Consider the following 26,909-nt stretch of genomic DNA (forward strand, 5'->3'; position numbering starts at 1 on the left):
ACTGAGCCATAAACTTATGCCATCCAATCTACTCGTCCTTGGATTGATAGCCATTAGCGCCTTCGCCTTCGGACAATCGACAGACGTATCGGTCCGATCGTTACCTTTGCCCCCGGTTCCGACCGCAGCTACCGAGAAGGCGGATTCGTATCTGTTTCAATCGTCGGATACGGCGGAGATGCGTCAAAAGAAACGGGCTTCTATTACTGCAATGGTCAGTATCACTGCGTCGCGATTGCGAGATCTGAATAAAGAAATCTTGACGCAGCGCGCCCCAGAGGCATTCGGCCCACCTTCTGTCACGAACACCGAAAATACCTCGGCCATCCAACAACTGAGCAAACAGCGAGAGGAAACCGCGCGCGAGCTTGCATCGTGGAAGCGATATCTTGAGAACTTTGATCTGGAGAGTCAGTGTGGTCCTCTTGATGATAGCCAAGACGTCGAGTTTTATGACGGGACAAGAGGACCATCAGCGAAATTTGTTTCTGACCATGAAAAAGCGGTCGTGCTTATCAAATGGATAGACGATGTAAAAGGGCGAATCGGACCCGACGGAGATCCCGGAAACGTGGCGGGCGTCAGATGGTGCTCTGGAACCCTCATCGCGCCATCGAAAGTGCTGACGGCACGGCATTGTACGGACATTGACAGCGGGTCTTGGAGGACACCTCGGGTCAATGGGACGGCGCTTCCTCCAGAAAAACTTGCAACATTGATGGAGATCGAGTTCAACTATCAATTAGATAGGGCGACAGGGGAGTTGCGCACTCCGGTCTCGTATCCGGTAGTCGCTCTGATTGAACGCGGGAACGAACAAAACAAATTGGACTATGCCATCCTCGAAGTCGGACCTGGCGCCAATGGAAAGTTGCCCGGAAGTACGTTCCCGATCGCGAAGACGGTAACCAGTGAAACTGCACTCAAAGCTGCGGACCGGCTAACCGTGATCCAACATCCGCTTGGAAAACCAAAGAGAATTGACGCTGGTATCGGTATAGAGCGGAATCCATCTGAAATTACGTACAGCGATATCGATACTTTAGGCGGATCGTCTGGTGCGGGCGTTCTCGACCAGAATGGGCAATTGGTCGCTGTCCACATCGAGGGTGGTTGCAATGCTAACGGAGGTGCGAACGTGGGGGTCACAATGTCTGCGATTGCGAAATCATCTCCATTTTTTCGCAAATGAACGCATGGCGCAATTACTCGTTAATTGAAGGAAAATAATGAATCGGCGCTCCTTTCTAGAATCCCTGGTTGCCCTCGGCATCCTTTTGCCTGACGCACCAGGTTACGGCCAGGTTCCGCCGGATCGGATACGGCGTAGAATCTCGGATCCTCTCGCAAAGGAGGACGTTGAAGCCTTCAGCATGGCGGTTGCCAATATGAAAAATGTTTCGGATGCGACTAATCCAAACAGTTGGATGTATTGGGCGAACGTTCATGGGATGACAACAAGCGCTCCCAACGCTCTCATTGGCGTTTGGGATAAGTGCGACCACGGGAACTACTTTCTAGCATGGCACCGAATGTATCTTGCCTTCTTTGAGCGGGTTATCGCACACATAAGTGGTAAGCGAAACTTCGCAATGCCTTATTGGGACTGGTATTCCTCGGAACTTCTTCCTGAGCACTTTACAGAGCCGTCTGGCCCAGGGAATCCGCTATGGCGGGAGAAGCGTCAGTACACAGTAAAGTTCCCTGTTTCTACGACCGTATTATCGAGCCCCGGAACTCGAGAGTACAACGATTTCAACCAATTCTCTTTCGGGGACCCCCACTCGAATATCCATCTAAATTTTTCCGGCGAAATGAGCACTCCGGCGACCGCGGCGCGAGATCCGGTGTTCTGGCCGCATCACGCGGCGATGGACCGGCTCTGGGAAATTTGGGCAGCGGATCAGACGCACGCAGGTCCGGATCGAAATAGTCTCTGGGCACAAAACAAATTTTCGTTTCTTTTAACGCGCGACGGTAGGGAAATAAAGGTGGCAGATATGCTGACCACAGCTGATCTTGGCTACAAGTATGACGATTTCTCGATTGCATCCAAAGTGGTTCGAGCGCCGTTGAGGCCGCCTGGCAAACCTGAAGTTGCCGAAGCGGTGCATATTCCAGAGGGGTTGGCGGCAAGTGACGCCAAAGTTGCGCTCTCACAATACAGATCTTTGAGACTTGGCGGAGACGCAAAATCGGTAGAGTTTCCGCTTCCAAATAATGCGGGCGGAACACTTGAGGCCGTAGGCGCTGAAACATCGAAGCGACAATTATGGATCGTTTTAGATGGCGTCGTCCTCACGGAAAGGGGCCGGCGCGAACGCGTCCTTTACGACATATACATAAATCTTCCTCGTTCGACTCCACAAGAAAGCCCCCCGTCCGCTGGAAGTTACAAAGTCGGACAAATCAACTCTTTCGGCCTCGCTCAAGACCATGCGTCAGGTCAACATCAACAGCACAAAATTGAGATAAGGCTCGACAAATACATTCCCTCTCTAAGAGTAAGCGGCGCCTGGAGCCCTGACAGACTGAATATCAACTTCATACCAGGTTCGACTGAAGCAAGTGGGCCGCCAATGATTACCATTCAGACCTTAAGAGTAGAATTGCGCTAATGCGAAGAATTCCGAAGGGTTCCCGTTGAAGCCAGAAGAAGGGGGAGTGAAAGCCATGCTCAAGAAATTACCGGCCCTAGCCTTTTTAGTTTGCGCATCAATTGGATCATTTGCGGCAACTCCTGAAGAGGTGCAAGAAGCGGAGAGAGATCGTGACCTCGCGAAAGCAAAGCAGGAGACGGCCGAGGCAAATGCAGCCAGGGCGAAAGCCAATATTGGCGAGTTGTCATCGCAATCTCTGCCAACGGGTTCGGGAACGGCTACAGCATTGAACATTGAAGGTAAGATCCTGGCATACAGGGCAGTGGACGCAGTTGCGAGCGATATTGCAACACAAGTTCTAAACGCAGCTCCGAAGGCGACCAATATCGTCATATTTGGTGATGCCCAATTTAGCGCAATCACTCGATATTGGATGTTTAGGACGCAGCTTTCAAAACTGAATAAATCGATTGTCCAAATCGTCGGCGGTAACCTCGATGAGCCGCGACTTCCAGGGCTTTCGTCAGACGAGTCATTAACTTCGTGTAAGAGAGGCCCAGTTAAAGAGGTGATTCCTCCCTTGATTGCGGTCGCAGCGGGATTGCAGGTTTTGTCGCTGTTTAAGACAGATAAGGTTATGACAGGCACGGACGTTAGCGATGATGATTTCGCACTTTCTTCTGCGGTCGTCGGGAAGCTAAAATCTGCGCGGCCGTCGCTGAACATTGTCTATCCGACGGTATATGTGCCGAACGCGTTTCCAGCTGTTCCCAGACCTGAAGTGAAGTCTGCGGTGCTCGACGCGGTCGATGAATTGGAACGATACAAAGGTGCGTTAGACCGGCTTTCCACATTAATCGATTCGCGGAAGAAGACACTTGCTGCGGCGATCGGCTCGGCAAAAACCTCCGCTTCGTGCAAGAGCATGTATGAAACGGACGTAAAAACTCTGGAAAGAATGGAACAAAGTAATAAGACACTCCAGAAATTGGTATCCAATAATCAAGAATTTTTGAGCAAAGTGGATGACAAAAGTGGAAGTTCCGTGCTGCAGGATCTGTACATAGCCGAAACGTTGACATCGAATTTCAAGTCCGCGTATGTGCTGAAATTGAAGACAGTCGCGGCGGGTGGTGCCACGTTGGCCGAAAAAAACTTATTTACAACGAACTTTTATTTCAGCGGCGGTGCAATTATTTCGTATATGCTGTTGGATGGCCAAAGTGGCGAGATTGTTTCCACGGCGGTTTTACCTCGCTACGCTCAATACGTGAAAGCGAACGATTTTCGATGAAATCAATGCGACCCTTCTTAGAACGAGCGCTTGATCTAATCGACTTAGATCCGTGGACTGCGGGAGGCGAATTTCAGGAGTCGCTCGAACGAGAAAGCTCACAATTCTGTGTGTAAGCACGGCGATCCGGCGCTATCTTACAGTCCGATCGGCTAATTGCGAAGGTGAAGATAGATGAAGAGAGAAAGCTATTGCCGCATACGATCTGGCACCTCGTTCATGCTGTCGGTTCTTATTTCTGATCGCGTGCGATTAATACCCAAATCGTCCTGGCAATCTTGTTGGCGAGTGCCACGATGACGGGCATACCTTGGCCAAACAACCTGAACAAACGCCCATTTTCCTTCGGGATCTGTCGGGCGTCTCTAAGCCGAGGACCGTGTTGGCCGATCTCCGTTGTCGTGGCGTAGATGCCCATATCGCGCCGGTACAGTTGATTCACGGAGGTAAGCACAAGGCGCTAACCAGTACAAAGCGACGATGGTTAAAACGTCGCCAAGCGCTAGAACCGATAATCGGACACGTGAAGCAGGACCATGGCATGCAGCGTTGCTGGGTCAAAGGACAAACCGGCGACGCGTTACATGCGGTGTTGTGCGCGGTGGGCTATAAGGTGCGCTGGTTGTTGCGCGCTATTGTCCGTCCGGTGCTCGACGTGCATGGCTGCGCTGCCTGCCAGAGATGTGGCAGGAAACCTTGTCTGCACCTTCCGCAACTGCCTGACTTGACGGAGTGCGCCGGAATTCGGTCGACCGCAGGAAAACTTCTGCGATGGAAATCGAATTTTGCAGGTCGGACTATCTAATGTAACCTAGCGGAAGCATTAAAGCGTCACGCTCGTCAACACCAACACACAAGAACCAATCTCGCTGGGGAACGGGGCTGGCGAAGCGCCTTGCACGTTGTGCTCCATGTGCAGCGGCGGTAAGCGCCCGGGCGGGGTCTCTGCCCCGGCATCCACATCTCAGGTGTACGACCGCTTTCCCCGAAGAAGCCGTCTCTCAAATGACCGAAGTCCGGATTAGTGAAACGTCTGCAACTGGCCGGTTTGTGTCGTCAAGCTTCCGTGCAAAAATCGCGAGTCATCACTACCATCCGATCCGTGACGATCCGTCGAAGGATCAACATGCATGTTCGACGCCTGTCGCTGCACGAATGGGCCTTGGCGTTCCCTTTCATATCGCAGCTACGATCACTCGATGAGGCCGAGTACCTTCGGCGAATTGCCATTCAGTCTCTCGCCGGCTTTGAGCTAGTCGGCGCGTTCGCAGAAGAGCGGCTAGTCGGGGTTTTGGGCATGCGCCCGGTTCACACGCTAGCGCGAGACCGTGCGTCCATGTCGATGTTGTGTCCCGCGGTAGCAAACCATTGTAGAAAGTTGACGCAATCGTAGTATGCGAAGCCTCGGCGGAATTATCGGTCGGGGCTTCGTCTTTTTTGCGCTATCGCGCGTCCTTCAGCTTGTGCGGTTTGGGCGGCGGCTTGACGTTGTTGTGCTCAAACTCGGGCGTGTTCTTCAGCGCTTCCTTGGCGGCGCACGCCCAGGGCGCGTGACTCGCTGTCAGTGCAACCGAGGCCGTCGGCGGCGTTCTCATGAGCGAGAGCAGGGAAGACGAGCGAAATGGACGAGATGTCATTGAAGTACAGCCTGGCTACCCCGAACGCGAGTGCGGGATCGTCGCGGCCGAGCTGAAGTTTGTCTTGATGCCGCGCCATGGGTTCGGAGCCTTTGTCTGGCCGCCCTCGCGCGCGGTTTGCGCGGACGTGTCCTGCATTGGGCGCAATCCGGCACTTCTTTGACTCGTACCGCTCGCGGCATCGCAGCATGGAGTCATCGTTCTCGTTGGAAGCTTGGCCCGCTCGTTGCTGAAATGATGTCACCGTCGAAGGAGGCATCCATATGCTACGGAAACCCTCACGATCTTCTCGAACTCGTTACGAGCGCTCTCCCGCCGCGTAACGAACTAGGGCACGCGGGGCAAGAGGATTTCGAATACTTCTGCGCATACACCGGGCTTCGAGAAGCGAACGTCGGCGCCGATGCGTTTGCATGGGCGAAACTCGCCTTCTTGTCCGCGTGGAGGCGCCGAACGGATACCCATGCCGAGCATTCAACTTGATAAACGCAAGCCTCCCTCCGATTCGGCCGTCTCTGTTCGTCGAGGAAATGAACCGATTGCTGCCCCAGCAGCAAGGATTTTCTCCCGGTCTCCACGTCTTCTTGACGCCGCGTGGATGCAGCGACGAAGAGGCAACTGGGTGGGATTGGAGCCAGATTCGCCTGCTGCAGCTGTGGCAGTGGCGCAAGCGTTTGAGGATGTCCGACATCTTCATCGTCTCTAATCTCCTTCCTTGCTCGCCACAACCCGACTCGATCGCCGCACGCGCAATGACGATTTGTTCAGCACGGCGTGAGTTGTCAATCGTAGCTAGCGCTGGGACTGGTGTGATTCGAGCAATTACTCACCAGGGCTGCCACCAGTTCCTGCATCTCAATCGCCAATTGCACCCTGCGAGCGCTCTCCGGCCCATAAAGTTTTTGAAGCGAATGCCGAAAATCGAGTGATGGATAAGGAACAACGACGACCAATTGCGGACGAGCAGCTACACGGAGATGCCCGGGCGCTGGCTCTTAGCATCGAGACAATCCGGCGCGCACGGGGGAAGAAGAATCCGCGCGACGTCGATTTCGGTACGCCTGAATGGAAAAACACCTGCCTCGAATTTGCGCGAGATTTGCGCTGGGCTTTGGGCATTGGCGATGACGGCCTCACCGAAGGTCGTCGGCCAGACAGCCCTTAATAACAACCGTGCTGTATTTGCGCTGGTTGAGAAACGGGTTCCGGGCGAGGCCGTGATTCGGCGGCTGCAGTTGCCGCGAGTACGGGGCGCGTTTCGAACAATTCTTAGGCCTCACGTCTTTTTTGGCTGCTTTACGCTACATCAAGCATATCGCCCTACCGTTGCGAGTGCATGAGCGTATGGGGTCGTATGAAGATGAAGACTGTAGCAGCGGTGGTGATGGTAGGTGATCGACAGGTCGCGGCGGACTATGACGTGACGGTCGGCCGGATTCGGATCACGAGCGACGCTGCGTTCATCGAGGACATTGTTCCTCCCGACTCCTGGATCGCTTTAAATTCGGTAGCGGAAGGAAGCGAATGGGGCACACATCCAACGCCTGATGACCTTCGGCGCTATCTGGAAAGATATGTCGCTGAGCGGGGTACCCCCGCTGTCGCGCAACTGACCGAACGGGAGGATGGCGAGCATCGGAGCATGGGTTTCATAAAAGCAGTGCGCCGGTGGCTCACTTCGCGAGAGTTCGAAAGGCGTTGAGTGGCGTATTGCTTTGATTTCGTCGCTGGTTTCCTTGTAGATACGCGCGCGTTTAACTCCGTACGGGAGACCTTGTCTCGTGGGCTAATTCCCGCGGCACTGGTATATCGATTACTCGTGCGACGCCTCAAACAAACCTCCGGCGCAGGAGTCGCTCGTCTCAATCGAAGACACTTGAGAAGGCCGCGTTACATATGGGAGCAGCGTGTGCATCGGAAAGGGCGCGTTCGCGGTGCGTTTATCGAGCGGCACCAATCGTTGAAGCTGATGCCGTTTTCGGCGCTCGGTATCGTCCCGGATTGCAGCGAATGCTGTTCTCGACCGCGCGAATGGCGGCGCACCCAGCGGACGCGATAAAGAGATGTGGGGCTGCCTAATAGACGACACCGAACGCCACAATCGCATCGTCCGATTGCACCCATTCCTCTCAGGCGCTGCAGCCGTTTTTCTGCCGCTCAGCCAACACCCGGTTGCGCCAGGTCCGGGCGACGCTAGTTCCGATTCGCTCGAACTCAAGGCCGTTCGCAGCGCACTCGAGGCAGTGCAATTCTTGCAATGCGCCTTCGCCGCAACGGTTGCCGTCTTGAAGTGCAAATTCAAGCTCCGCTCCGAGCTTCTGCTTGCGAAGCTCTTTGCATATCCAATCGGCGGCTGCTTGCCATTCAGTTGGACGAGCTTCTTTGGGGACACCCATCATCATCTCAGCGTTCGCTTCGTCGAACGCGTGGCATTGCAAAATCTCTCTAACTTCGCGCAATACGTCCTCGGCAGTCCGGTCGGGCTTCTGGACGGCGGCGCGCCAATCGGGAAAACGCTCTGAGATGGCCTCGACGAGCGCCGTTAAGTCAAAGTCGCGCCAGAATCTTGGAAGCGGCCTGTACGCGTATTCGAAGGCAAGGCCCAGACTACCCGCGTTCACGTCGGCGTCACGGAGGCCGCAGTCCATCATGAAGGCTACGATGGTTCTGGCGACTTCTTGGAAATTGTTCGTTGCAGCTTGTTGGTTGGGTTCTTTGATGCTCATTGTGTTGGGTCCGTTGTGAGAGTGCCAGGCGACTTCGCTGGCTACGTCGCCAATTCTTGATGTCTCGAAGACAATGTTCGTTTGAGCACGAGCGCGATTCTGGATCGCGCACACCGCGTTCAGTATTCGTCCCTACGTCCGAGCATGTCGTCGAACGTGATGTCGCCTCGATGCAAGATGAACGACGTTACATTCAGCTCGCATATCGCGTTTCCGGCCGTGACTTCGAGCATTGCAACTGCCATGTTGTCGAACGAACTGCATGGAAAGCCCAGGAGACCATGTGCCGGTTGAAGCTCGTCGAATTCGGGTTTATCTGGTCCGGTGATAATGTCTACGAGCGGATTGCCTGACGGCTTGAACACTTCGGTTGCACGCCGAGCTGGGGTCACCCCAGCTTTTACGGCGTTGGCCAACGCGTCCAGCCAATCGTCAAGCGTAGCGTGACAGAACGCGTCACCCTGGGCCTCGGCGGATTCGCCGATGAAGTGCAGATGCCGTCCTTCCGACATGTGGCAGACTTTGTCGTAGTAGTTGCGGAACTCTTCACCCAACGATGCGCGGTTGAAGCCGGCGCGCCCGAGCCGTCGACGAAGAGTATCCGCCGTTGCGGAGTACACGAACTCCATCTCGACCTCGGCGTCCGATTTGTCGATGGGCATGGCGTGGATGAGCGGATTGCGCTGGTCCCTTCGACGGCATCGGATGATGCGGTCTGCCGTAAAAGCAAGGAGCCTTTCGAGGCTGATTCGCCGACTTTTTTCACTCGCCAAGCCACTTTCTTGGCTGCGATCTTTGTCGGTGCTCCGTCGGCTTCCTGGTTGCCGCTTCTTCGAACAGACGGCCGAAACGCGGCGGCATCGACGACGCCCTCGCCGCTCAAAACACCAGCGCGAACGCCAGGTCGTATGTCACGGCTTGACGCGATTGCGGCCGCGCCACCTGGTTGCAGCTGACGGCGGCCAGTCGAGCTCCGGTGCCGGCAGAAACTCGCCGATTGCCTCCGCATACATGCTGCCCGCCCGCTCGAGCTCATCAGTCAGCGCCAGCACTCGCCTCCATACTTCCGGCCGTCGCAACGCTTCGGACGTCACCGCGCACCCATGCTCGAATTCGCTGCGAAACGGTAGGAGACCGCCCATCATCTGCACGACTTCGTCGAGCGCGGTGCGATGGTCGTAGGGACCGGGCAGGAAGCCCTTGTGCGACACATAGATCAGACGAGGATTGAGTCTGGACAAGGCCGAATAGCCGAGGCCGAGCTTGTCCACGGTGCCGCTCTTGAAGTTCTCGCTGAAGACATCGGCGTTCGCAAGCAGCTTGTGCACGATCTCCACGCCGCGCGGGTCCTTCAGATCGACGGCGATGCTTTTCTTGTTGCGGTTGAACGTGCTGAAGAAGCCTGCTCCCGAGCCTCGCAGATTGCGGGTGCTGTCGCCGGTGATCGGCTCGACCTTGATCACTTCCGCGCCGAGGTCTGCCAGCACCATGCCGCACGTCGGCCCCATCACCATGTGCGTCATCTCTACGACGCGCACGCCGCTGTACGGCAAGGACTGGTCCGAATGCACTTCGCTCATTGCGCCGCTCCCAACAAACAGCCTTCCGGCTGGGGCGCACTCGGCGCGCGCCCGTCTGCGTACGAGAAACCTTTCGGCAATCCCGCGTCCTGTACGTGTCCGTAGAGCGCTTCGCCCGGAAGCGCCTGTGCGAGGATCGAGCGCGCGGCAATGAGCTTGTCGATGTCTATGCCCGTGTCGTAGCCCATCGCCTCGAGCAGAAACGCGAGGTCTTCGGTAACGATGTTCCCCGTCGCGCCCGGCGCGTAGGGGCAGCCGCCGAGGCCCGCCTGACTCGAATCGATCGTGGTGACGCCGGCATCGAGTGCCGCCTCGACATTTGCCAGGCCTTGACCGCGCGTGTTGTGGAAATGAGCGCCGCCCGCCTTCGCGCCGACTTCCGATTGCAGCCGGCGAAACAGGCGGCGAACCTGAACGGGGTTGGCATAACCGCTCGTATCGGACAGGCCGATTTCGTCGACACCGCATTCGGCCATCGCGAGGCACATGCGCATCGTCTGGTCGTCGGTCACGGTGCCCGCGATCGTGCAGCCGAATGCGACCGATACACCCGCTTCGATTTCTGTTCCGGGGAACTGCTCATCGCGCAGCGCGACGATGCTGCGCACCTCATCGATCAACTGCGCGGTCGTTTTGCGGACATTAGCCAACGCGTGTTCATCGGTGACGGACACCGGCAACGTGACTTTATGGACGCCGGCTTCGAACGCGCTTTGCGAGCCGCGCAGGTTCGGCGCCAGGACAGCGACACGAAGGTCCGGAATGGATAACGCGTGAGCGACGACTTCGCGGATATCGGCCATTTGGGGCAGAAGTTTCGGCGGAACGAACGATCCCACTTCGATCTCCTTGAGTCCCGCTGCCGCCAGCGCGGATATCCATTCGAGTTTCGCGGACGTCGGCATGACGCTTCGGATGCTCTGCAAGCCGTCGCGCGGGCCGACTTCGCTGATCAGTATTCGGCGATGTGAGGCGCTCATTTCGCTCCTTAGTTCTGTCAGATAGACCTGTGTTTTGTTAGAGAGAACTTTAGGCGAAGACGTTTATCGCTGAAAGCGGGGTTAACCCCGGATTTCAGAACTGGAGTTCTACTGGATAGAACTGTATAGTCGTGGAAATTGATTCGGGAGCGGTGCATGACCAAGGAAGACCAGCCGTCCGATACGAACGAGGCGTCGAGCGGCGTCGCCGTTCTTGACCGGGCGTTCGCCATACTCAATGCCTTCGGGCCGACCGACGACCGGCTGACCCTGACCGAGCTTTCACGCCGGACCGAGCTTTATAAGAGTACGGTTTTGAGACTGCTCGGCGCTTTGGAGCATGGCGGATTCATCCGGAAGCTGAGCGACGGGCAATACGCAATCGGTCATCAGCCGTTGCGGCTTGCGACGCTCTATCAGCGGTCGTTTCAGGTGGGGCCTGTGATCGAACCGTTGCTTCAGCAGTTGAGCCGGGACTTGGGCGAAACGGCCAGTTTCTACGTACGCCAGGGCGATCAACGTCTCGTGTTGTATCGCGTCGAACCTAGCCGCAGCGTTCGGGTATCGATTCGCGTCGGAGAGGAGTTCGCGATCGATAAGGGCGCCTCCGGCAAAGTCCTGCTCGCGTTCTCGGAGACACAGGATCCGCGCTGGCAAGAGATCCGCGAACGGCTATGGGCCACCTCGTTTGGCGAGAGGGATCCGGAAACGGCATCGGCCTCGGTGCCCGTGTTCAATTCGACCGGCGAGTTGCAGGGCGCGTTGACGCTTTCAGGACCAAAGGGCCGTTTCGATGCTCCGGCGGTCATCGATGCAGCATTGGCGATGTTGCTCGATAGCGCGCGGCGAGCGACCGTCGCACTGGGCGGAAACGGATCGAGATATGACGCGAGCATCGCGAGCTTCGTGAAAGCGCCGCCAGCCGCCGATGAAAGCGAGCGCTCTGCCTGAAGGACGGCAGTCACATGCTTTCACGCGCACGCCGCACGGATGAAGTCGGGAATCTCGACGGCTTTCAGCTTTCCATCGGCTTGCTTGACACACAGCGCGCGCGTCGCGCGAAATTCGCAGATCAGCGTTTCACCGCGCACAATCCGATGCCGCTGAACGTAACGCGGCCGCATAGCACTTGCTAGATCGATCTACTTGCCTTAGAGTCTTTTGACCAGGCCGAGCGTGCCCTGACCGCCCCGCCCAGGTCGATGCACGAACAATCTGCTCGCCGATAACGCGACCCCGACGCGGCCGCCGCGCTCGGCCTCGCGGGCAAACGTGGCCCGCGTGATCCGCACGATGGCTGCGTCGACGGCGGCCCGATGATCCAACGTTTCTGAGGTGAACCATGCGTGAACTTAACGGGCGCGGCGATCTCTGCTGCATCAACACGGGCACGCTCGGCTATCGCGAGCCGATCGAAGTGACGGCCGGACGCATCGCCGAACAGGGCTTCGGCTGGATCACGCCGTGGCGTCAGGAAATCGACGAGAACAATCCGCAAGCAGCCGCCAGTGCGATCCGCGCGGCCGGCCTGAAGGTCGGCGCGTATTGCCGCACGGCGTATTTCGCGGCCAACGACGCCGCGGGCCGTCGCGCCGCGATTGACTCCAACCGCCGCGCACTGGAAACGGCAGCCGTGCTGGGCGCGCCGATGCTCGTCGCCGTCGTCGGCGGATTGCCGCCCGGTTCGCGCGATATCGACGATGCACGCGAGCAGATTCTCGACGGTCTCGCCGCCTTGCAGCCGACGATGAACGAAACGGGCGTGCGCGTCGCGCTCGAGCCCTTGCATCCGGCGTACGCGGCCGATCGCAGCCTGCTCAATACGCTCGACCAGGCGCTGGACTGGTGCGACCGGCTCGACCCGTCGCGCGAGGGAGGCTTCGGCGTGGCCATCGACGCTTACCATGTCTGGTGGGATCCGGCGCTGATGCCCGCCATCGCGCGCGCGGGCGACCGCATCCTCGCGCTGCACGTATGCGACTGGCTGGTCGAAACCCGCGATCCGTTGCAGGACCGCGGAATGATGGGCGATGGCGTCATCGATCTCAAGCGGCTGCGCGCGGCGGTGGAAGCCGCCGGTTACGACGGTCCCGTCGAAGTGGAGATTTTTTCCCGGCTCGACTGGTGGGCGCGCCCGGCCGACGAGACGTTGCGGATCTGCCGCGAGCGCCTGTTCGAGTGCTGCTGAGCATCAACGTCCGACGTAAATCGGCGGCCGCTTCTCGCTAAAACTGCGGATGCCCTCCGCGGCATCCTCGGTGCTCGCGGCGAGCGCGCCCGCCATCGCTTCGAGAGTCGAGCCGGTTTCCTCGCCGCTCGCGGCGTTGAGCAACTGTTTGGTCAGTTGCAGCGCCACCGGCGCGCGCGCCGCCATGTCCAGCGCCAGTCGATGCGCACGTTCCAGCACGCGGTCCTGCGGCACGACCTCGTGCACAAGGCCGCACGCCCGCGCGTCCGCGGCCGTCACGCGCGCGCCGCTCAAGGCGAGGTATTTTGCGTGGCTCGCGCCGGTCAGACGCACGAGCCGCTGCGTGCCCGACCAGCCGGGGCAAGTGGCAATCGATGCCTCCGGCAGCGCGAAACGGGCCTCTTCGGCCGCGATACGCACGTCGGCCGTGATCGCCAGTTCCAGCCCGCCGCCGAAGGCATGACCGTTGATCGCCGCGATCACGGGCTGACGCAGCCGCGCCCATTGGTCGAAGACCTGATGACCTCGCCGCACCCAGTGGCGCCACATGTCCAGCGGCCTGAGCGCGGCCCATTCGTTGATGTCCGCGCCGACGCAGAACGCCTTCACGCCGCCGCCCGCGAGGATGACGACGCGCGTCTCATCGTCGGCTTCGATCGCGCGGGCCGCATCTTCGAGTTGATCCAGCATGGCGGGCGTCAGCGCATTGAGCTTGTCCGGCCGGTTCAGCGTGACGATGGCGACAGCCGCATCGCGAACGATGGAAACGAAGCGATCAGTCATGGCGTCCTTCGGGAGGTTTGAGCCGGAGTCCGAAGGGCGCATCGGTGAAAAGCGCTGCATCCATCTGACGCAGATCCGAGGCGACCTTTAGCGCAACCTCGGCCTGATCCAGAATGTCGCGCTGCAAATCCACGCCGGGAGCGATCTCGCGCACGGTCAGCCCGTCATCGAGAAGATCGATGACGCAGCGTTCGGTCACGTAGGTCACGCGCTGCCCGCGCTCGCGCCCCACGCGGCCGCTGAACGTGATCTGCTCGGCCGTCCGGACGAACTTGCGCGTGCGGCCTTCCTTGACGATCGCGAGCCTGCCGCCGCCGACTTCCAGCTGCGCGCCCGCGGTGAAAAAGCCCGAGAACACGATGCGGCGCGCATGAGCGGTGATATCGACGAAACCGCCGCAGCCCGCCGTCAGATACGGTTTCGACGCGAGCCGGGAGACATTCACGCTGCCATCGGCGTCGACTTGCAGAAAGGACAGCAGTGCGATGTCGAAGCCGCCGCCCTGAAAATACGTGAACTGGTTCGGCGACGCGACGATCGCGTCCGCGTTCGATGCGCAACCGAAAGCGAACCCGAGCAAAGGCATGCCGCCGACCGCGCCCTGTTCGATCGCCCACGTCACTTCGCCGTGCAAGCCTTCCTCGAGCAGAATGCGCGGCACATTGGCCGAAATGCCGAAGCCCAGATTGGCCGCGTACCCATGCGCGAGCTCCATCGCGGCGCGGCGGGCGATGACCTTCTCCGGTCCCCACGGCGTCGGCTCGAACGAATCCATCGGAAGCGTGACTTCGCCGCTGATCGCGGGATCGTAGGGCGTCTGCGTGGTCTGCCACTGGTCCGGATCGACCACGACGTAATCGACCAGATTGCAGGGCACCCGCACGTCGTGCGGCCGCAGCGTGCCGGATTTCACCACGCGCTTGACCTGCGCGATCACGATGCCGCCGTTGTTGCGCGCGGCCAGCGCCTGATCGATGCCGCCCAGCAGCGCGCCTTCGTGTTCGTAGCCGAGATTGCCCGCTTCGTCGGCCGTGGTCGCGCGGATGATCGCCACGCGCGGCGCGATCGCCGGGAAGTAGAGCCAGTCATCGCCATCGAAGGACACCTTGCGCACGACCGGACGCGCGGCGGCGGCGGCGTTCATCGCGCAGCCCTGTAAATCGGGATCGACGAACGTGCCCATTCCGACCTTGGTCAGCACGCCGGGACGCTTCGCGGCGGCGTCGCGGTGCATGTCGAACAGGATGCCGCTCGGAACGTTGTAGGCCTCGATTTCGTTGTCGGCGATCATGCGCCAGATGTTCGGCATCGGCAGCGACGACGGGCCGCTCGGATACGAGCCCGCGAGCGTGCGCGCGAGCAGCCCGGGCCGGGCGAGATGATCGATGCCCTTGACGCCGTACATGTCGCCCGCGGCGATCGGGTTCAGCGTCGTGAGGTCGCGCGGCTGTCCCTCGCGCTCGAAGCGCTCGCCGATGGCCGCGAGAATCTTGTCGGGGCAGCCGAGCGCGCTGGACGAGCTGATGCTGACGACATCGCCGGTTCGCACGAGCCTGGCCGCCGCGTCCGCGGTAATGAGCTTTCTCATGTTTTTATCGATGAAGGTCGAACAGCGCTGCGCCGCGCTTCATCGCGTTGCGCGCGATGATGCCGCGATGAATCTCCGAGGTGCCGTCGAAGATGCGATAGACGCGCGCATCGCGGTAATAGCGTTCGATGGCCAGCTCCTTGCAGAAGCCCATGCCGCCGAAGACCTGCACCGCGCGATCGACGACGCGCCCAAGCGTCTCGGAAGCCTGCACCTTGACCATTGAAATCCAGTCGCGCGCGTCCTGTCCCGCGTCCATCATGCTCGCGGTGTTGAGCAGCATCAGCCGCGCCGCGTTGATCTCCATCACGCTGTCCGCGATGAGTTGCTGGATCATTTGAAAATCGCCGATGCGCGTGCCGAACTGCCGCCGTTCGCCGGCGTACTCGATCATCATTTCGAGCACGTGCGTCGCCTTGCCGATGCCGCGCGCGCCGATCAACGCGAGGCGCACGCGGCCGAGCATGTTCATCGCGAGTTTGAAGCCTTCGCCCTGTCGTCCGATGAGGGCCATCGGCTCTAGCGGGACGTCGTCGAAGAAGAGTTCGTGGTGCGGCGTGCCGCGAAGACCCATCATCCGTTGATCGCGGCCGACAGTGAAACCCGGAAGATTCTTGTCGACCGCGAAGAGCGAGATTTCCTTCTCGCCGGTGCGGGCCGAGACGAGAAAGAAATCGCTCCATTGCGCATCGCTGATGAAGTGCTTGCTGCCGTTCAGCGCCCAGCCGAACGACGTCTTGCGCGCCGTGGTTTCGATGCCCTGGGCGTCCGAACCCGCGCCCGTTTCGGTGATCGCGAGGCCGCAGGTTCGCGCGCCGGCAATCGCCGGTTTCAGCCAGCGGTCGATCTGTTCGCCTTCGCAGGCGAGCAGCGCGTCGTAGACGTTGCCGAACGCGCGCCGCACGAGTATGTCGGAGCTGTGGCCGAACTGCTCCTCGCATAGCATCGAATCGACCGTGTTCAGTCCGCCGCCGCCGAGTTCGGCGGGCATGTTCACCGCATAAAGACCCAGCGCACGCGCCCGCGCCTGCAAGTCGCGGGCGATCTCGGGCGCGAGCGCGCCTTCCTCTTCCACTTGCTGTTCGAGCGGCTGCAACTCGGACCGGACGAAGCGGCGCGCGGTCTCGATCATCATTTTCTGCGTGTCGCTCAGCGTGAAGTCCATCGATCTCTCCGATTCGAGTTTTAGTCAGCACTGGTCGCGGCGACACGCAGCGACGGATGCAACGAGACTTCGAAGGGCATACGTTCGAGCACGTCGCGAACGAGGTCGACGCCCGGCGCGATTTCGATCAGCCGCAAGCCTTCGGGCGCGAGTTCGAAGACGGCACGCTCGGTGACGTAAAGCACTTGTTGGCCGTCCGCGCGGGCGCGCTTGCCGCTGAACGTGATGTGGCGCACTTGCTCGACCAGCTTCGGGACCGCGCCGTGACGCCGGATGCGCACTTGCCCGTCTTCCAGCTCGACTTCAAGCCCCTTCGCCTCGAACGTGCCGCAAAAGACGACCTTGCGCGTGCGCTGCGTGATGTCGACGAAGCCGCCCGGCCCGACGATGTTCTCCCCCAGCCACGAGACGTTGACGTTGCCTTGCGCGTCGAGTTCGCCCATGCCGAGGAACGCGATATCGATGCCGCCGCCGCTGAACAGGTCGAACTGATCGGTGGACTTGAGGATCGCGCTCGCATGGCGCGTGGCGCCGAACAGATCGCCGCCCAGCAGTTCGCCGTTGTGCGATCCCTGCTCGATCACGGTCCAGCTGATGTCCACGCCTTCCGCATGCGCCACCGCGGGAATGCCATCGGGCAAACCGTAACCGAAGTTGACGCACGCGCCGGGTTCCAGCTCCTTCGCGGCGCGTTTCGCGATGATGTAGCGGATGCCCTCGGGCAGCGGCGGCGGCATGCGCGTGTCGGGCGCGGGCGCTTCGCCGCTGATGGCCGGATCGTAGTGCCCGCTGGTCGTCTGCTTCTGATCCGCGTACACGCAGATATCGTCGACGAGAACGCCCGGCACGGTGACCGCGCGCGCCGGCGTGATCGGCGTGGCGCATACGTCGCGCACCTGCGCGAACACGCGGCCGCCGCGGTTGTGCGCGGCGAGCGCGGCGGCGAAAGCGTCGATATCGGCCGGCTCTTCGCGCGATGTCAGATTGCCCTGCATGTCCGCCGTGGTGCCGCGCACGATCGCGAAGTCGATTTCGAAGGGCTTGTACCAGAGCAGTTCCTTGCCGCCCAGCGTGACGACTTCGACGAGATCGTCGCGCGCGCGCAGGTTGACGCGCCCGCCGCCGTGGCGCGGATCGGCGAAGGTATCGAGGCCGATGTGCGTGACGAGTCCGTGGCGGCCCGCGCCGGCTTCGCGGATCAGCGTCTGGATCACGCCGGCGGGCAGGGTGTAGGCCTCGATGCGTTCCTCGCGCGCGAGCTTCTGCATCGGCTTGGACCAGGTCCAGTGGCCGCCGATCACGCGCTTCACCATGCCTTCGTGCGCGAAGCGGCTGATGCCGCTCTTGACGCCGTCGCCGATGCCGAGGCCGTGGATCAGCGTGAGATCGCGCGGATGGCCCGTCGCGAGAAAGCGGCGCTCGATGGCTTCCGTGATGTGATCGGGTTCGACGAGTCCGCCGCCCGAGCCGCTCAATACGACGACCGCGCCGTCGAAGATCGCCGCCGCCATGAAATCCGCATCGGTCAGGTGTGCACGCTTCATTTCATCGGTTCTCGTTGTCCGTCCGTGCGCCCGCGCGGACCATCAGCACGTTGATTCCGTCCTGGATCAGCACGCCGTCCTGGTTGTGTACTTCGACCTGCAAACGCACGATGCCGCGATCGGAGCGGCGCGTCGGACGCTTGTCCAGCACGCGGATGCGCCCCTGGACGCGGTCGCCGATCAGCACCGGCTTGTGAAAGCGATACGTCCACTCGAGCGTCGCGACGGCGGCGAAGCGCGTCGCCGCGCGGTTCTTGAGGCCGTCGAGCATGGCGAGGCACAGCAGACCGTGCGCGACGCGGCCGGGAAAGCCGACATCGCGGGCGAATTCGTCGTCCATGTGGACATCGAAGAAATCGCCCGAGATGCCCGCGAACTGCACGACATGGCTTTCGGTGACGACGATGCCCGACGTCGTGAAGCCGAGGCCGGGCTCGATCTCGTCGAAGAGCAGGGGATGGCTCATGCGGTTCCTTATCAGTCGAACTCGGGCGCATACGGCACCCGTTCGCGATTGACGATGCGGTAATTGGTGTCGTTCAGCGCGTCGATGCGATGCATGTCGATGCTCGACAGCGTGAAGTCCATCACGTCGAAGTTGGCCTCGATGTTCCTGCGCTGCGTCGACATCGTGTTGATCGGGACGCCTTTCTGGAGAATCCAGCGCAGCGCCACCTGCGCACCCGACTTGCCGTAGCGCGCACCGATTTCCTCGAAAAGCGGATAGTTGAAGATTTCGCCGCGCGCGACCGAGCAGTACGACGAAAGCGGAATGCCGGTCTCGATGGCGGTATCCATCAGCACACGCTGATTCAAGAGCGGATGGAACTCGACCTGATTGGTGATGAGCGGCAGCGCGGTCGCGGCTTTCGCGGCGCGCATCATCGCGGCGTTGAAGTTGCTGACGCCGATATGACGCGTCAAGCCCGCGCGCGCCGCTTCTTCGAGGCGCCGCACGGAAGGCGCGACGTTGCCGTCCGCGGGCGGCCAGTGCAGCAGCAGGACGTCGGCCTGCTCGATCTTCAGCTTCTCGAGGCTTTCGCGCAGCGACGGCATGAAACGTTCGTCGGAATCGTTGGCGGGCGCGATCTTGGTCGTGATGCACAACTCGTCGCGCGGGATGCCGATCGCCCGCAGCGACGAGCCGACGCCGAGTTCGTTGTCGTAGAGCTGCGCGGTATCGATCGCGCGATAGCCGGTTTCGATCGCGTCCGTCAGCGCGTCGCGCAGTTGCTGTCCGTTGAGCGGCCAGGTGCCGAAAGATCGTTGATGCGTGCGTTGGAAAAGTATGTTCATGGTGTCGTGACATCAGAAGACGGCGGCCGTCTTCGCGAAAAAGGCGCGGATGCCGAGCTCCGCGTCGGGACTGGAGCGGACCGCGAGCGCGGCCGATGTATAGGCTGCGTGCGGATCGTCGTGGTCATCGACGATCAGCGCCTTGGCAAGCGCGGCGGCGCGCGGCGATACGCGGCACAGGCGCGCGGTCCATTCCTGCAACTGCGCTTCGACTTCCTGCGGCGCGCAGACCGCATTGACGATGCCCCACTGCAGCGCGGTCGATGCATCGATCTCCTGCGACAGCAGCACCGCTTCGAGCGCGCGCCCGCGGCCCGCGATGCGCTGCAAGCGGTCGCCGCCCTCCCAGCCGGGAATGGCGCCGATGGAAACTTCCGGAAAGCGCAGGCGCGCGCCGGTGCCAGCGAGCCGCAGATCGCAGCACAGCGCGAGTTCCAGGCCGCCGCCGAAGCACAGTCCTTCGATGACGGCCACGGTCGGGCAGCGCAGCCGTTCGAAGCGCCGGAACACCGCGTTGCCTTCGCCGACCCATTGCGTCGCGAATGTCTCCGGACTCAGCGCCGACCATTCGCGGATGTCGGCGCCGGACGAAAACACGCCGCCCGGCGTGCCGCGCAGCACGACGGCGCGAATGCCGTCGTCCCGGTTGATTTGCGCGATCTGCTCGTCGAGCGCGGCCAGCATCGCGAAGTCGAGCGCGTTGGCCTTGCCCGAATTGCTGAGTTCCAGCACGAGCACGGCATCTTCGCGACGCGAGAGAATGTGTCCCATCGATGGTTCCTCGGTCGTCGTGGTCACAGGCGCGGAACGGAGAGCGCGCCGTCGACGTTGAGCACGCTGCCCGTCGCGAACGCCATCTGTCCGCAGACGAGCGCCGCGACGGCCGACGCGACGTCCTGCGGCGCGCCCCAGCGCTTCATCGGGACGATGCCGCCGGCGATGCGTTCGTCGTAGCGCGCGGCGACGCCTTCCGTCATCGGCGTGCGGATGATGCCGGGGCGCACTTCGAATACGCCGATTGCGAGCGGCGCGAGGCGCAGCGCGAACAGCTTGGTGAGCATGCCCAGCCCGGCCTTCGACATGCAGTATTCGCCGCGCTCCGTCGACGCGAGTTCGGCGCTGACCGACGACACCGAGACGATGCTGCGCGAATCTTCGCTGCCGATCGCGGCCATGTGGCGCGCCACGGCCTGCGTGAGAAAGAACGTGCCGCGCATGTTGATATCGACGACGCGGTCATAGGACTGCTCGTCTACCTCCAGCAGATCGCCGCGCTGCCCGGCCGAGACGCCCGCGTTGTTGACGAGACAGGTGATCGGCCCGCAGTCCGAAACGATGCGCTCGACGAGCGCGCGATGGGCGGCGCTATCGGCGAGATCGTGCCGGTAAAAGCGTGCGCGCGCGCCGTGCGCTTCGACGGCGGCCATCGTTTCGTTCGCGTTGTCGTCATCGATGTCGATCAGCGCGAGATCGAACCCGCGCGTCGCCAGCTCGATCGCGATGCTCGCGCCGATGCCGCGGCGCGCGCCGGTGACGAGCGCGAGCGGCGGGGCGCGGCGCGGCGTCAGTACAGGAGATGAGGTAGCCATTCGGAGAACGCCGGCACGAAAGCCAGCAGCAGGATGGTCACGAACATTATGGCCATGAATGGCAGCATGGGCCGCACAAGATTCACCATTCGGATGTTGGCGACGCCGGTGACGATGAAGCAGGCCGTGCCGATGGGCGGCGTCACGAGCGAGATGCCGACGATGGCGATGGCGAGAATCGCGAAATGGATGTCGCTGAAGCCGGCGTCCTGCGCGATCGGCAGGAATAGCGGAATCAGCAGGATGAGCGCGGGAATGCCGTCGAGCAACGCGCCCAGCAGCCAAAACACGACCACGATGAACACCGTGAAGACGAACTTGTTGCCGGTCAGTTGCGTAGCGAATTCGGCGACCTGCTCGCCGACCGAGTTGTACGCCAGCATGTATCCGAGAATCTGCGCGACGCCGACGAGCGACAGCACGATTGCGCTGGTGCGGCCCGCCTTGATCAGAATGCCGAGCCATGCGCGGTTCGGAATGGATCGCTGCACGAGCGTGATGATCGTCACGTAGGCCACCGCCGCCGCAGCGGACTCGGTCGCCGTGAAGAAGCCCATGAAGATCCCGCCCAGGATGATGATCGGCGCACCGAGCGCGGGGATCGCGAGCATGAACGCGCGGCCGAGCTCGCGCACGCTGAAGTGGACCGGCGCGACGGGCGGCTCGGAGCGCGCGCGATACATGATGATGAGCATCTTCGTGATGCCGACCAGCAGGGCAGGCAGCGTCGCCGCGAGAAAGAGCTTCGTGACCGACATGTTCGCGACCGTCGCCAGCACGATGATCGTGATCGACGGCGGAATCAAAATGCCCGTGCCGGCCGCCGCCGCGATAATCGCGGACGACCATTCCTTGCGATAGCCGGCTTTTTCCATCGACGGCAGCATCGCCGAACTGATCGCGGCGGCATCCGCGTTGACGGAGCCGCTCAAGCCGGAGAAGACCATCGTCGAGGCGACGGCGGAAACGCCGAGCCCGCCGGGCACGCGGCCCACCAGCAGATTCATGAAGTTGACGAGGCGCCCGGCCGAGCCCGAATGAAAGAGAATTTCTCCGGCGAGGATGAACAGCGGCACCGCGAGCAGCGTGAACGAATCGACGCCGTGATACATCGCCTGCGCGATGTTGGTCAGCGGCAGGCCTTGCATCAGGCCGTCGATGGTGCCGACCGCGCCCAGCGAAGCGATGATCGGCGCGCCGGCGACGACGAATAGCGCGAGCAGTCCGACGGTCAGAATCATTGCGTCCTCGTCTCGGTATGGCCGTGGCCGTGTTGCGCGCTTTCGAGGTTAGCGTGGGCGGCCAGGTCCCATGCGTGCGCCGCGAGATGCAGCAGACCCAGCGCGCTGCCGGCGGGAATCGCGGCGAACGATATCCATTGCGGGATGCCGCTCGGCGTCATCTGGTTGAGCCCGAGCTGCATGAACTGCCAGCCGCCCCAAGTGAGCGCCACGAGCAGGAAGCCCATCAACAGCATCTGCGCGAATGACGCCAGCGCGAGCCATCGGCCGCTCAGCTTGTCTTCGAAGAGTTCGAAAGCGACGTGCACCTTGTCGCGCACCCCGACCGCGATGCCGATGAAGGTCATCCAGATCATCAACGTGACGCTGACCTCGATGTTCCACGAGAGCGAGACGTGGAAGACGAAGCGGGACAGGATGCCCGCAAGAACGACGCAGAAGATCGCGAAAACCAGGACCGCTATCAGCAGGTCTTCGACGCTCGCGAGCACGCGCAACGCCGCAACCTTGTTGATGCTGTCCCGTGGCTCGCGCGAACGCGGATCGGGTTTCATGTCGGGAACCTCCGGCGGTTATCCGAGGGCGGGCAGGTAGGTGCCCAGTTCGGCGAAGTTGGCGCGGTACTTCGTATAGATCGGCTTGACCGCTGCCTGGAACGCGGGAAGATTCGCGTCGTTGAACGCCACGCCGGCCTTCTTCGCTTCGGCCAGATACTTCGCATCGGAAGCCAGCCACAGATCGCGTTCGTGCTGCTGAGCCTGCGCGGCGGCTTCCTTCACGGCGTCCTGTTTCTTGGGGTCGAGCGAGTCGAACCACTTCTTGCTGGCGAGCATCGGATCGATCGAGAAGAAGTGATTCGTGTACGAGTAGTGCTTCGCCACCTCGCTGTGATGCTGCTGAACGAAGAACGTCACCGAGTTCTCCGCACCATCGACGACGCCCTGCTGCAACGCGGAATAGATTTGCGTCGTGTCGAGCGGCGTCGCCTGTGCGCCGAGCTGGTTGAACGTCGCGATCATGATCTGATTGCCTTGCGTACGGATCTTCAGGCCCTTCAGATCGCCGGGTTCGTTGATCGGACGCGTGCGGTTGTAGACGCTGCGCAAGCCCGAGTCGAACCAGCCCAGCAGCACGAAGCCGAGATTGTCGAGGATGCCCGCATAGGCCTTGCCGAGCGCACCGTCCTGAGCCGCGAAGAGCGACTTCCGGTCGGGAAACGCGAAGGGCATCGCGAAGAGTCCGAGACGCTTGTCGTAGCCTTCCAGGTCCGCCACGTTGGTCACCGTGACTTCGAGCGTGCCGTTGCGCAGTTGCTCGTTCATGCGCGTGTGGGAGCCGAGCACGCCGTCCGGAAATACGCGCGCGTCGAAGCCGGTCGTTTCCTTCAGACGCTTGGCCATCAGATTCTCGGTGATGACCTCGGGATTGTGGCGGTCGACGACATCGCCGATGCGGATCGTCGGGGTGTCGGCGCTCGCCAGGCGCGGCAGGCAACCCGCGGCCGCCGACGCAGCCGTGAGCATCAAAATCTTGCGGCGAGAAAGCAGATAGTCATGCATGTCTCGGACTCCTATGGGTCTGATGTCCATATTGCATTGCGACGAAAAAGGCGCGAAGAGACGCTGCCGATGCGACTGCGAAAATCTGTTAGATCGATCTACTACAGGGTAAAAGCTGCGCGGATACGGTGCAAGGAGATTTTTATAAGGGAAACCCGAACGGAGCACGTCCGGGTATGAGGCGCTTATTTGCGCGCGCCGCAGGTTCCGCGGATGACGAGAACCGGCTCCGAGACGATGCGCGTGGGCGTGCGCGAAGGCTCCGTCATGCGCTTGAGCAGCAGATCGGCGGCGGCGCGGCCGATGTCGTCCTGCAAGACCTGGACCGTGGTCAGCGGCGGCTCCCAGAGTTCGGCTTCCGGCACGTCGTCGAAGCCTACGACGCCGAAGTCTGCGCCAGGCTCGATGCCGTGGGCGCGCAGTCCGAGCATCACGCCGAACGCGACGATGTCGTTGCCGCATACGACGGCCGTCGGCGGATTCTTCAGCGCAAGCAGTTCGGTGATGATGCGCTTTCCGTCGTGACGCGTCAGCGGCGACGGCACGAGCAGCCGTTCGTCGAGTTTGATCTTCGCGTCGCGCAGCGCGTCGCGATAGCCCTCGGCGCGGTCGCTGCCGGTCGACGCGCGCATCACGCCGCCGATCATCGCGATGCGTGTGTGCCCGAGCGAAATCAGATGCGAGGTCGCGAGCGCCATGCCGCGACGATTGTCCACGCCGACGTAATCGGCCTTGAGGCCCGGCACGTAACGCGAAGCGAAGACGCACGGAATGCCCCACGCGAGCACCTGACGCATCTGCGCGGCCGTCGTCGATTCGGTCGGACAGACGATGAGACCGTCGATATTGTGCTGCCGCACGGTATCGAGAAAGCGGCCTTGGCGTTCGAGCGATTCGTCGGTGTTGCCGAGCAGCGTGATGAACCCTTGCGTGCTCAGGCTCGCCTCGATGGAGCGGACGAGCATCGTGAAATACGGATTGGCGAGGTCGTTGACGACGACGCCGACGGTGTTCGTCTGATTGCTGCGCATGCCCGCCGCATGGCGGTTGTAGACGTAGCCTTTGCGCTTGAACGCTTCCAGCACGCGCTCGCGCGTGGCTTCGGAGATGCGCGGGCTGTTGCGCAGCACGAGCGAGACCGTTGCGCGGGACAGGCCGAGATCGTTTGCGATATCCAGCAGCGTGACGGGAGAACCTGGTTTGCCTCGGGTCATTGGAACGGTCGATGAGTCGTATGCCCGGAGTGTATCCGAATCGGCCGCGAGATCCGTCTTCCGGTCAGCCATGCGCGATGCCGAAGAACTCGGCGACGATCTCCGCCTGATTCTCCAGCAGACGACGCCCGAGATGGATGCGGTGGCCGCGTTCTTCGGCCTGACAGAGCAGTTGTGTGCGTTCAGGCTTCATGATGATGTCCGCCACCAGCACGCGGCGGTCGAGCCGCGCGATGTCGAACGGCAACGGATCTCCGGCCGCCATGCCGCACGGCGTCGCGTTGACGACCATATCGACATCCGCGGGACTGGCGCTTCCGGCCGAGACGTTCACATCGGGATAAGCGTGCGCAAGCTCCGCGATCAGCGCGTCCTGCTTCGCGCGATCCACATCGATCAATTGCAGCGCTTTCACGCCCGCGCTGGACAGAGCATGCGCGAGCGCTTTTCCGGCTCCGCCCGCGCCCGCCTGAAACACCGACATGCCGCGCGGCTCGTGGCCCTGTTTTCGCAGTCCGCGCGTGAAGCCTTCGCCGTCGTACATCTCGCCGACCCATTCGCCCGATTCGACGCGGCGCATGCAATTGATCGCGCCCACTTTCCGCGCCATCGGCAGGAGCCGGTCGACGAGGCCGGTCATCGATATCTTGTGCGGCACCGTGACGACGATGCCATCGAGATTGCCGATCGTCTTCAGCCCGGCGATGGCGGTCGCGAGCGACGCGGCGGGAATCTGCATCGGCACGAGCACCGCGTTCACGCCCATGCGCTGGAATATCTCGTTGAAGACGAGCGGCGAGCGCGCTTGCGCAATCGGATCGCCGACGATGGCGAAGAGGCGCGTGTCTCCGGAAACAGCGGCGTTCAGTGCGAAAGTCATGATGACGAGTCCGGGTTGACGATCATGAGTCGATGCTCATCCGACGAGGCGATCAGCGCGTCGATCAGCAGATGCGCATTCAAGGCGCTGCGCAATGACGCGACCGGCTCGATTCCGTGCGTGGCGGCGTCGATGAAATTGGCGATCACGGCCTGATGGGCGTGATGAGAGAAGGCCATCGGGTTCGCGCCTGAACCGAGCGAAGCGGTTTCGCCTTCGTCGAGCGTGGTGCCGTCCATGTACTGCACGACGAGCCTGCCGCCGCCGAGCGTCGCGCTGCCGTTGCTGCCGCTCAATTCGATGCGTTCGGGAAAGCCGGGAAAGATGGCCGTGCTGGCGTGCAGCGACGCGACGCAGCCGCTTCGGTATCGCATGACGCCCGCGACGGTGTCCTCGCATTCCATGCGGTGCGCGCGGCTCGTGATCGCGTAGGCGAACACTTCGTCGGGAAGGCCGACCAGCCACAAGAAAAGATCGAGCGTATGGATGGCCTGCGTCATCAGCACGCCGCCGCCGTCGCGCTCGCGCGTGCCGCGTCCGGGTTCGTCGTAATAGGACTGCGGACGCCACCACGGAACGGCGATGCTCGCGCTGTGGATGTCGCCGAGCGCGCCCGCGTCGAGCAATTGACGGAGCTTGCGCGCTGCGTCGCGCGTGCGATGTTGCAGCACCGCAGCCGCGACGATGCCGCGTTGCTCGCATAGCGCGACCAGCTCGCGCGCGCGGGACGTGGTGAGGTCGATGGGCTTCTCGACCAGCAGATGTTTGCCCGCCGCCGCGATCATCGCGCCGAGTTCGAGATGCGTGTTCGGCGGCGTCAGCAGCAGCACGCCGTCGACGTTGTCATCGGCGAGCGCGGTGTCGAGATCGAGCGTGACGCGCGCATGCGGCAATTGTCGGGCGAAAGCGCTTGCGCGTTCCCGCGACCTCGCAACGACATACCGAACGGTCGCGCGGTCCTGCAAGGCCAGCAGACTCGCCAGATGCGGCGCGGATGCCATGCCCGCGCCGACGACTGCGAGCTTGAAACCGGTCTCGTTCATGT

25 protein-coding genes and 2 pseudogenes are annotated in these 26,909 nt (G+C 61.5%); 8 read left to right on the forward strand and 19 right to left on the reverse strand.

The window, feature by feature from the left end; genetic code table 11:
* Positions 1–16 precede the first annotated feature (16 nt).
* From NCS67_RS14295 to NCS67_RS14310, 4 genes and pseudogenes are all read left to right on the forward strand, one after another.
* Positions 17–1,192: a trypsin-like serine peptidase gene (locus NCS67_RS14295; protein WP_250435491.1), complete on the forward strand. Its 1,176-nt coding sequence runs from the start codon at positions 17–19 to the stop codon at positions 1,190–1,192.
* A gap of 181 nt (positions 1,193–1,373) precedes the next feature.
* The gene (locus tag NCS67_RS14300) at positions 1,374–2,618 is read left to right on the forward strand and encodes a tyrosinase family protein (RefSeq protein WP_250435492.1); all 1,245 of its coding nucleotides are present in this window, start codon (positions 1,374–1,376) and stop codon (positions 2,616–2,618) included.
* A gap of 46 nt (positions 2,619–2,664) precedes the next feature.
* Complete coding sequence (locus tag NCS67_RS14305) at positions 2,665–3,894, forward strand: hypothetical protein (RefSeq protein WP_250435493.1); 1,230 nt, start codon at positions 2,665–2,667, stop codon at positions 3,892–3,894.
* 298 nt (positions 3,895–4,192) lie between these two features.
* Positions 4,193–4,537: pseudogene (locus NCS67_RS14310) on the forward strand (IS5/IS1182 family transposase); the annotation flags it as partial.
* 854 nt (positions 4,538–5,391) lie between these two features.
* On the opposite strand, the gene NCS67_RS14315 reads toward NCS67_RS14310, so the two are convergent.
* Positions 5,392–5,610 carry a hypothetical protein gene (locus NCS67_RS14315; RefSeq protein ID WP_250435494.1) on the reverse strand — a complete coding sequence of 73 codons (219 nt, stop codon included), beginning with the start codon at positions 5,608–5,610 and terminating at the stop codon, positions 5,392–5,394.
* Between the two features lie 849 nt (positions 5,611–6,459).
* On the opposite strand from NCS67_RS14315, the gene NCS67_RS14320 reads away from it, so the two are divergent.
* Complete coding sequence (locus NCS67_RS14320) at positions 6,460–6,696, forward strand: hypothetical protein (RefSeq protein ID WP_250435496.1); 237 nt, start codon at positions 6,460–6,462, stop codon at positions 6,694–6,696.
* A 189-nt stretch (positions 6,697–6,885) separates the two neighbouring features.
* Positions 6,886–7,233: a hypothetical protein gene (locus tag NCS67_RS14325; RefSeq protein WP_250435497.1), complete on the forward strand. Its 348-nt coding sequence runs from the start codon at positions 6,886–6,888 to the stop codon at positions 7,231–7,233.
* Positions 7,234–7,660: 427 nt separating this feature from the next.
* On the opposite strand, the gene NCS67_RS14330 is transcribed toward NCS67_RS14325, so the two are convergent.
* The 4 genes and pseudogenes from NCS67_RS14330 to NCS67_RS14345 form a co-directional block, all read right to left on the reverse strand.
* Positions 7,661–8,257 carry a hypothetical protein gene (locus tag NCS67_RS14330; RefSeq protein WP_250435498.1) on the reverse strand — a complete coding sequence of 199 codons (597 nt, stop codon included), beginning with the start codon at positions 8,255–8,257 and terminating at the stop codon, positions 7,661–7,663.
* A gap of 119 nt (positions 8,258–8,376) precedes the next feature.
* Positions 8,377–8,919, reverse strand: a complete 543-nt coding sequence (locus NCS67_RS14335; protein WP_250435499.1) for a HEPN/Toprim-associated domain-containing protein — start codon at positions 8,917–8,919, stop codon at positions 8,377–8,379.
* 468 nt (positions 8,920–9,387) lie between these two features.
* Positions 9,388–9,837: pseudogene (locus tag NCS67_RS14340) on the reverse strand (CoA transferase); the annotation flags it as partial.
* Positions 9,834–10,817, reverse strand: coding sequence for a hydroxymethylglutaryl-CoA lyase (locus tag NCS67_RS14345; protein ID WP_250435500.1), 984 nt, complete (start codon positions 10,815–10,817; stop codon positions 9,834–9,836). The pseudogene NCS67_RS14340 and the gene NCS67_RS14345, both read right to left, overlap by 4 nt.
* Before the next feature lie 156 nt (positions 10,818–10,973).
* Between NCS67_RS14345 and NCS67_RS14350 the strand changes: the two genes are divergently transcribed.
* Positions 10,974–11,768: an IclR family transcriptional regulator gene (locus tag NCS67_RS14350; RefSeq protein WP_250435501.1), complete on the forward strand. Its 795-nt coding sequence runs from the start codon at positions 10,974–10,976 to the stop codon at positions 11,766–11,768.
* 391 nt (positions 11,769–12,159) lie between these two features.
* Entirely contained in the window at positions 12,160–13,005 is an 846-nt protein-coding gene (locus NCS67_RS14355) for a sugar phosphate isomerase/epimerase family protein (protein ID WP_250435502.1), read from the forward strand.
* A 3-nt stretch (positions 13,006–13,008) separates the two neighbouring features.
* On the opposite strand, the gene NCS67_RS14360 is transcribed toward NCS67_RS14355, so the two are convergent.
* The 14 genes from NCS67_RS14360 to NCS67_RS14425 all read right to left on the reverse strand — a co-directional run bounded on the left by NCS67_RS14360 (position 13,009) and on the right by NCS67_RS14425 (position 26,907).
* Positions 13,009–13,788 (reverse strand): enoyl-CoA hydratase/isomerase family protein, encoded by a 780-nt coding sequence (locus NCS67_RS14360; protein ID WP_034471896.1) that lies wholly within the window; start codon positions 13,786–13,788, stop codon positions 13,009–13,011.
* Positions 13,781–15,376 (reverse strand): acyl CoA:acetate/3-ketoacid CoA transferase, encoded by a 1,596-nt coding sequence (locus NCS67_RS14365; protein WP_250435503.1) that lies wholly within the window; start codon positions 15,374–15,376, stop codon positions 13,781–13,783. Before NCS67_RS14365 ends, NCS67_RS14360 begins: the two co-directional genes overlap by 8 nt.
* Positions 15,377–15,380: 4 nt before the next feature.
* On the reverse strand, positions 15,381–16,541 hold the full coding sequence (locus NCS67_RS14370) for an acyl-CoA dehydrogenase family protein (protein WP_008353943.1): 1,161 nt from the start codon (positions 16,539–16,541) through the stop codon (positions 15,381–15,383).
* A gap of 20 nt (positions 16,542–16,561) precedes the next feature.
* Entirely contained in the window at positions 16,562–18,085 is a 1,524-nt protein-coding gene (locus NCS67_RS14375) for an acyl CoA:acetate/3-ketoacid CoA transferase (protein ID WP_250435504.1), read from the reverse strand.
* 1 nt (position 18,086) lies between these two features.
* On the reverse strand, positions 18,087–18,551 hold the full coding sequence (locus NCS67_RS14380) for a MaoC family dehydratase (RefSeq protein WP_175982492.1): 465 nt from the start codon (positions 18,549–18,551) through the stop codon (positions 18,087–18,089).
* Between the two features lie 11 nt (positions 18,552–18,562).
* Complete coding sequence (locus NCS67_RS14385) at positions 18,563–19,381, reverse strand: aldo/keto reductase (protein WP_250435506.1); 819 nt, start codon at positions 19,379–19,381, stop codon at positions 18,563–18,565.
* 12 nt (positions 19,382–19,393) lie between these two features.
* Positions 19,394–20,152, reverse strand: a complete 759-nt coding sequence (locus NCS67_RS14390) for an enoyl-CoA hydratase/isomerase family protein (protein WP_250435508.1) — start codon at positions 20,150–20,152, stop codon at positions 19,394–19,396.
* Between the two features lie 23 nt (positions 20,153–20,175).
* Complete coding sequence (locus tag NCS67_RS14395; protein WP_008353938.1) at positions 20,176–20,970, reverse strand: 3-ketoacyl-ACP reductase; 795 nt, start codon at positions 20,968–20,970, stop codon at positions 20,176–20,178.
* Positions 20,946–22,211, reverse strand: a complete 1,266-nt coding sequence (locus NCS67_RS14400) for a TRAP transporter large permease (protein WP_008353936.1) — start codon at positions 22,209–22,211, stop codon at positions 20,946–20,948. The genes NCS67_RS14395 and NCS67_RS14400 overlap by 25 nt, the downstream gene beginning before the upstream one ends.
* Complete coding sequence (locus tag NCS67_RS14405; RefSeq protein WP_008353934.1) at positions 22,208–22,765, reverse strand: TRAP transporter small permease; 558 nt, start codon at positions 22,763–22,765, stop codon at positions 22,208–22,210. Before NCS67_RS14405 ends, NCS67_RS14400 begins: the two co-directional genes overlap by 4 nt.
* Before the next feature lie 18 nt (positions 22,766–22,783).
* Positions 22,784–23,770, reverse strand: a complete 987-nt coding sequence (locus NCS67_RS14410; protein ID WP_008353932.1) for a TRAP transporter substrate-binding protein — start codon at positions 23,768–23,770, stop codon at positions 22,784–22,786.
* A 185-nt stretch (positions 23,771–23,955) separates the two neighbouring features.
* Complete coding sequence (locus tag NCS67_RS14415; protein ID WP_250435509.1) at positions 23,956–24,984, reverse strand: LacI family DNA-binding transcriptional regulator; 1,029 nt, start codon at positions 24,982–24,984, stop codon at positions 23,956–23,958.
* 64 nt (positions 24,985–25,048) lie between these two features.
* Entirely contained in the window at positions 25,049–25,864 is an 816-nt protein-coding gene (locus tag NCS67_RS14420; protein WP_250435510.1) for a shikimate dehydrogenase family protein, read from the reverse strand.
* Positions 25,861–26,907 carry a Gfo/Idh/MocA family protein gene (locus tag NCS67_RS14425; protein WP_250435511.1) on the reverse strand — a complete coding sequence of 349 codons (1,047 nt, stop codon included), beginning with the start codon at positions 26,905–26,907 and terminating at the stop codon, positions 25,861–25,863. Before NCS67_RS14425 ends, NCS67_RS14420 begins: the two co-directional genes overlap by 4 nt.
* Positions 26,908–26,909: the final 2 nt, after the last annotated feature.

Origin of the sequence: Caballeronia sp. ATUFL_F2_KS9A, assembly GCF_023630765.1 — a bacterium.
GTDB classification, from domain to species: domain Bacteria; phylum Pseudomonadota; class Gammaproteobacteria; order Burkholderiales; family Burkholderiaceae; genus Caballeronia; species Caballeronia zhejiangensis.

Excerpts from the sequence above, each read along its gene's own strand:
- NCS67_RS14410 (WP_008353932.1), bottom strand. The coding sequence starts at position 23,770 with ATGCATGACTATCTGCTTTCTCGCCGCAAGATTTTGATGCTCACGGCT.
- NCS67_RS14395 (WP_008353938.1), bottom strand. The coding sequence starts at position 20,970 with ATGGCTACCTCATCTCCTGTACTGACGCCGCGCCGCGCCCCGCCGCTC.
- NCS67_RS14400 (WP_008353936.1), bottom strand. The coding sequence starts at position 22,211 with ATGATTCTGACCGTCGGACTGCTCGCGCTATTCGTCGTCGCCGGCGCG.
- NCS67_RS14385 (WP_250435506.1), bottom strand. The coding sequence starts at position 19,381 with ATGAACATACTTTTCCAACGCACGCATCAACGATCTTTCGGCACCTGG.
- NCS67_RS14405 (WP_008353934.1), bottom strand. The coding sequence starts at position 22,765 with ATGAAACCCGATCCGCGTTCGCGCGAGCCACGGGACAGCATCAACAAG.
- NCS67_RS14380 (WP_175982492.1), bottom strand. The coding sequence starts at position 18,551 with ATGAGCCATCCCCTGCTCTTCGACGAGATCGAGCCCGGCCTCGGCTTC.
- NCS67_RS14350 (WP_250435501.1), top strand. The coding sequence starts at position 10,974 with ATGACCAAGGAAGACCAGCCGTCCGATACGAACGAGGCGTCGAGCGGC.
- NCS67_RS14420 (WP_250435510.1), bottom strand. The coding sequence starts at position 25,864 with ATGACTTTCGCACTGAACGCCGCTGTTTCCGGAGACACGCGCCTCTTC.
- NCS67_RS14295 (WP_250435491.1), top strand. The coding sequence starts at position 17 with ATGCCATCCAATCTACTCGTCCTTGGATTGATAGCCATTAGCGCCTTC.
- NCS67_RS14315 (WP_250435494.1), bottom strand. The coding sequence starts at position 5,610 with ATGGCGCGGCATCAAGACAAACTTCAGCTCGGCCGCGACGATCCCGCA.
- NCS67_RS14360 (WP_034471896.1), bottom strand. The coding sequence starts at position 13,788 with ATGACTGATCGCTTCGTTTCCATCGTTCGCGATGCGGCTGTCGCCATC.
- NCS67_RS14375 (WP_250435504.1), bottom strand. The coding sequence starts at position 18,085 with ATGAAGCGTGCACACCTGACCGATGCGGATTTCATGGCGGCGGCGATC.
- NCS67_RS14425 (WP_250435511.1), bottom strand. The coding sequence starts at position 26,907 with ATGAACGAGACCGGTTTCAAGCTCGCAGTCGTCGGCGCGGGCATGGCA.
- NCS67_RS14370 (WP_008353943.1), bottom strand. The coding sequence starts at position 16,541 with ATGGACTTCACGCTGAGCGACACGCAGAAAATGATGATCGAGACCGCG.
- NCS67_RS14300 (WP_250435492.1), top strand. The coding sequence starts at position 1,374 with ATGGCGGTTGCCAATATGAAAAATGTTTCGGATGCGACTAATCCAAAC.
- NCS67_RS14335 (WP_250435499.1), bottom strand. The coding sequence starts at position 8,919 with ATGCCCATCGACAAATCGGACGCCGAGGTCGAGATGGAGTTCGTGTAC.
- NCS67_RS14320 (WP_250435496.1), top strand. The coding sequence starts at position 6,460 with ATGGATAAGGAACAACGACGACCAATTGCGGACGAGCAGCTACACGGA.
- NCS67_RS14325 (WP_250435497.1), top strand. The coding sequence starts at position 6,886 with ATGAAGATGAAGACTGTAGCAGCGGTGGTGATGGTAGGTGATCGACAG.
- NCS67_RS14330 (WP_250435498.1), bottom strand. The coding sequence starts at position 8,257 with ATGAGCATCAAAGAACCCAACCAACAAGCTGCAACGAACAATTTCCAA.
- NCS67_RS14355 (WP_250435502.1), top strand. The coding sequence starts at position 12,160 with ATGCGTGAACTTAACGGGCGCGGCGATCTCTGCTGCATCAACACGGGC.
- NCS67_RS14390 (WP_250435508.1), bottom strand. The coding sequence starts at position 20,152 with ATGGGACACATTCTCTCGCGTCGCGAAGATGCCGTGCTCGTGCTGGAA.
- NCS67_RS14345 (WP_250435500.1), bottom strand. The coding sequence starts at position 10,817 with ATGAGCGCCTCACATCGCCGAATACTGATCAGCGAAGTCGGCCCGCGC.
- NCS67_RS14415 (WP_250435509.1), bottom strand. The coding sequence starts at position 24,984 with ATGACCCGAGGCAAACCAGGTTCTCCCGTCACGCTGCTGGATATCGCA.
- NCS67_RS14365 (WP_250435503.1), bottom strand. The coding sequence starts at position 15,376 with ATGAGAAAGCTCATTACCGCGGACGCGGCGGCCAGGCTCGTGCGAACC.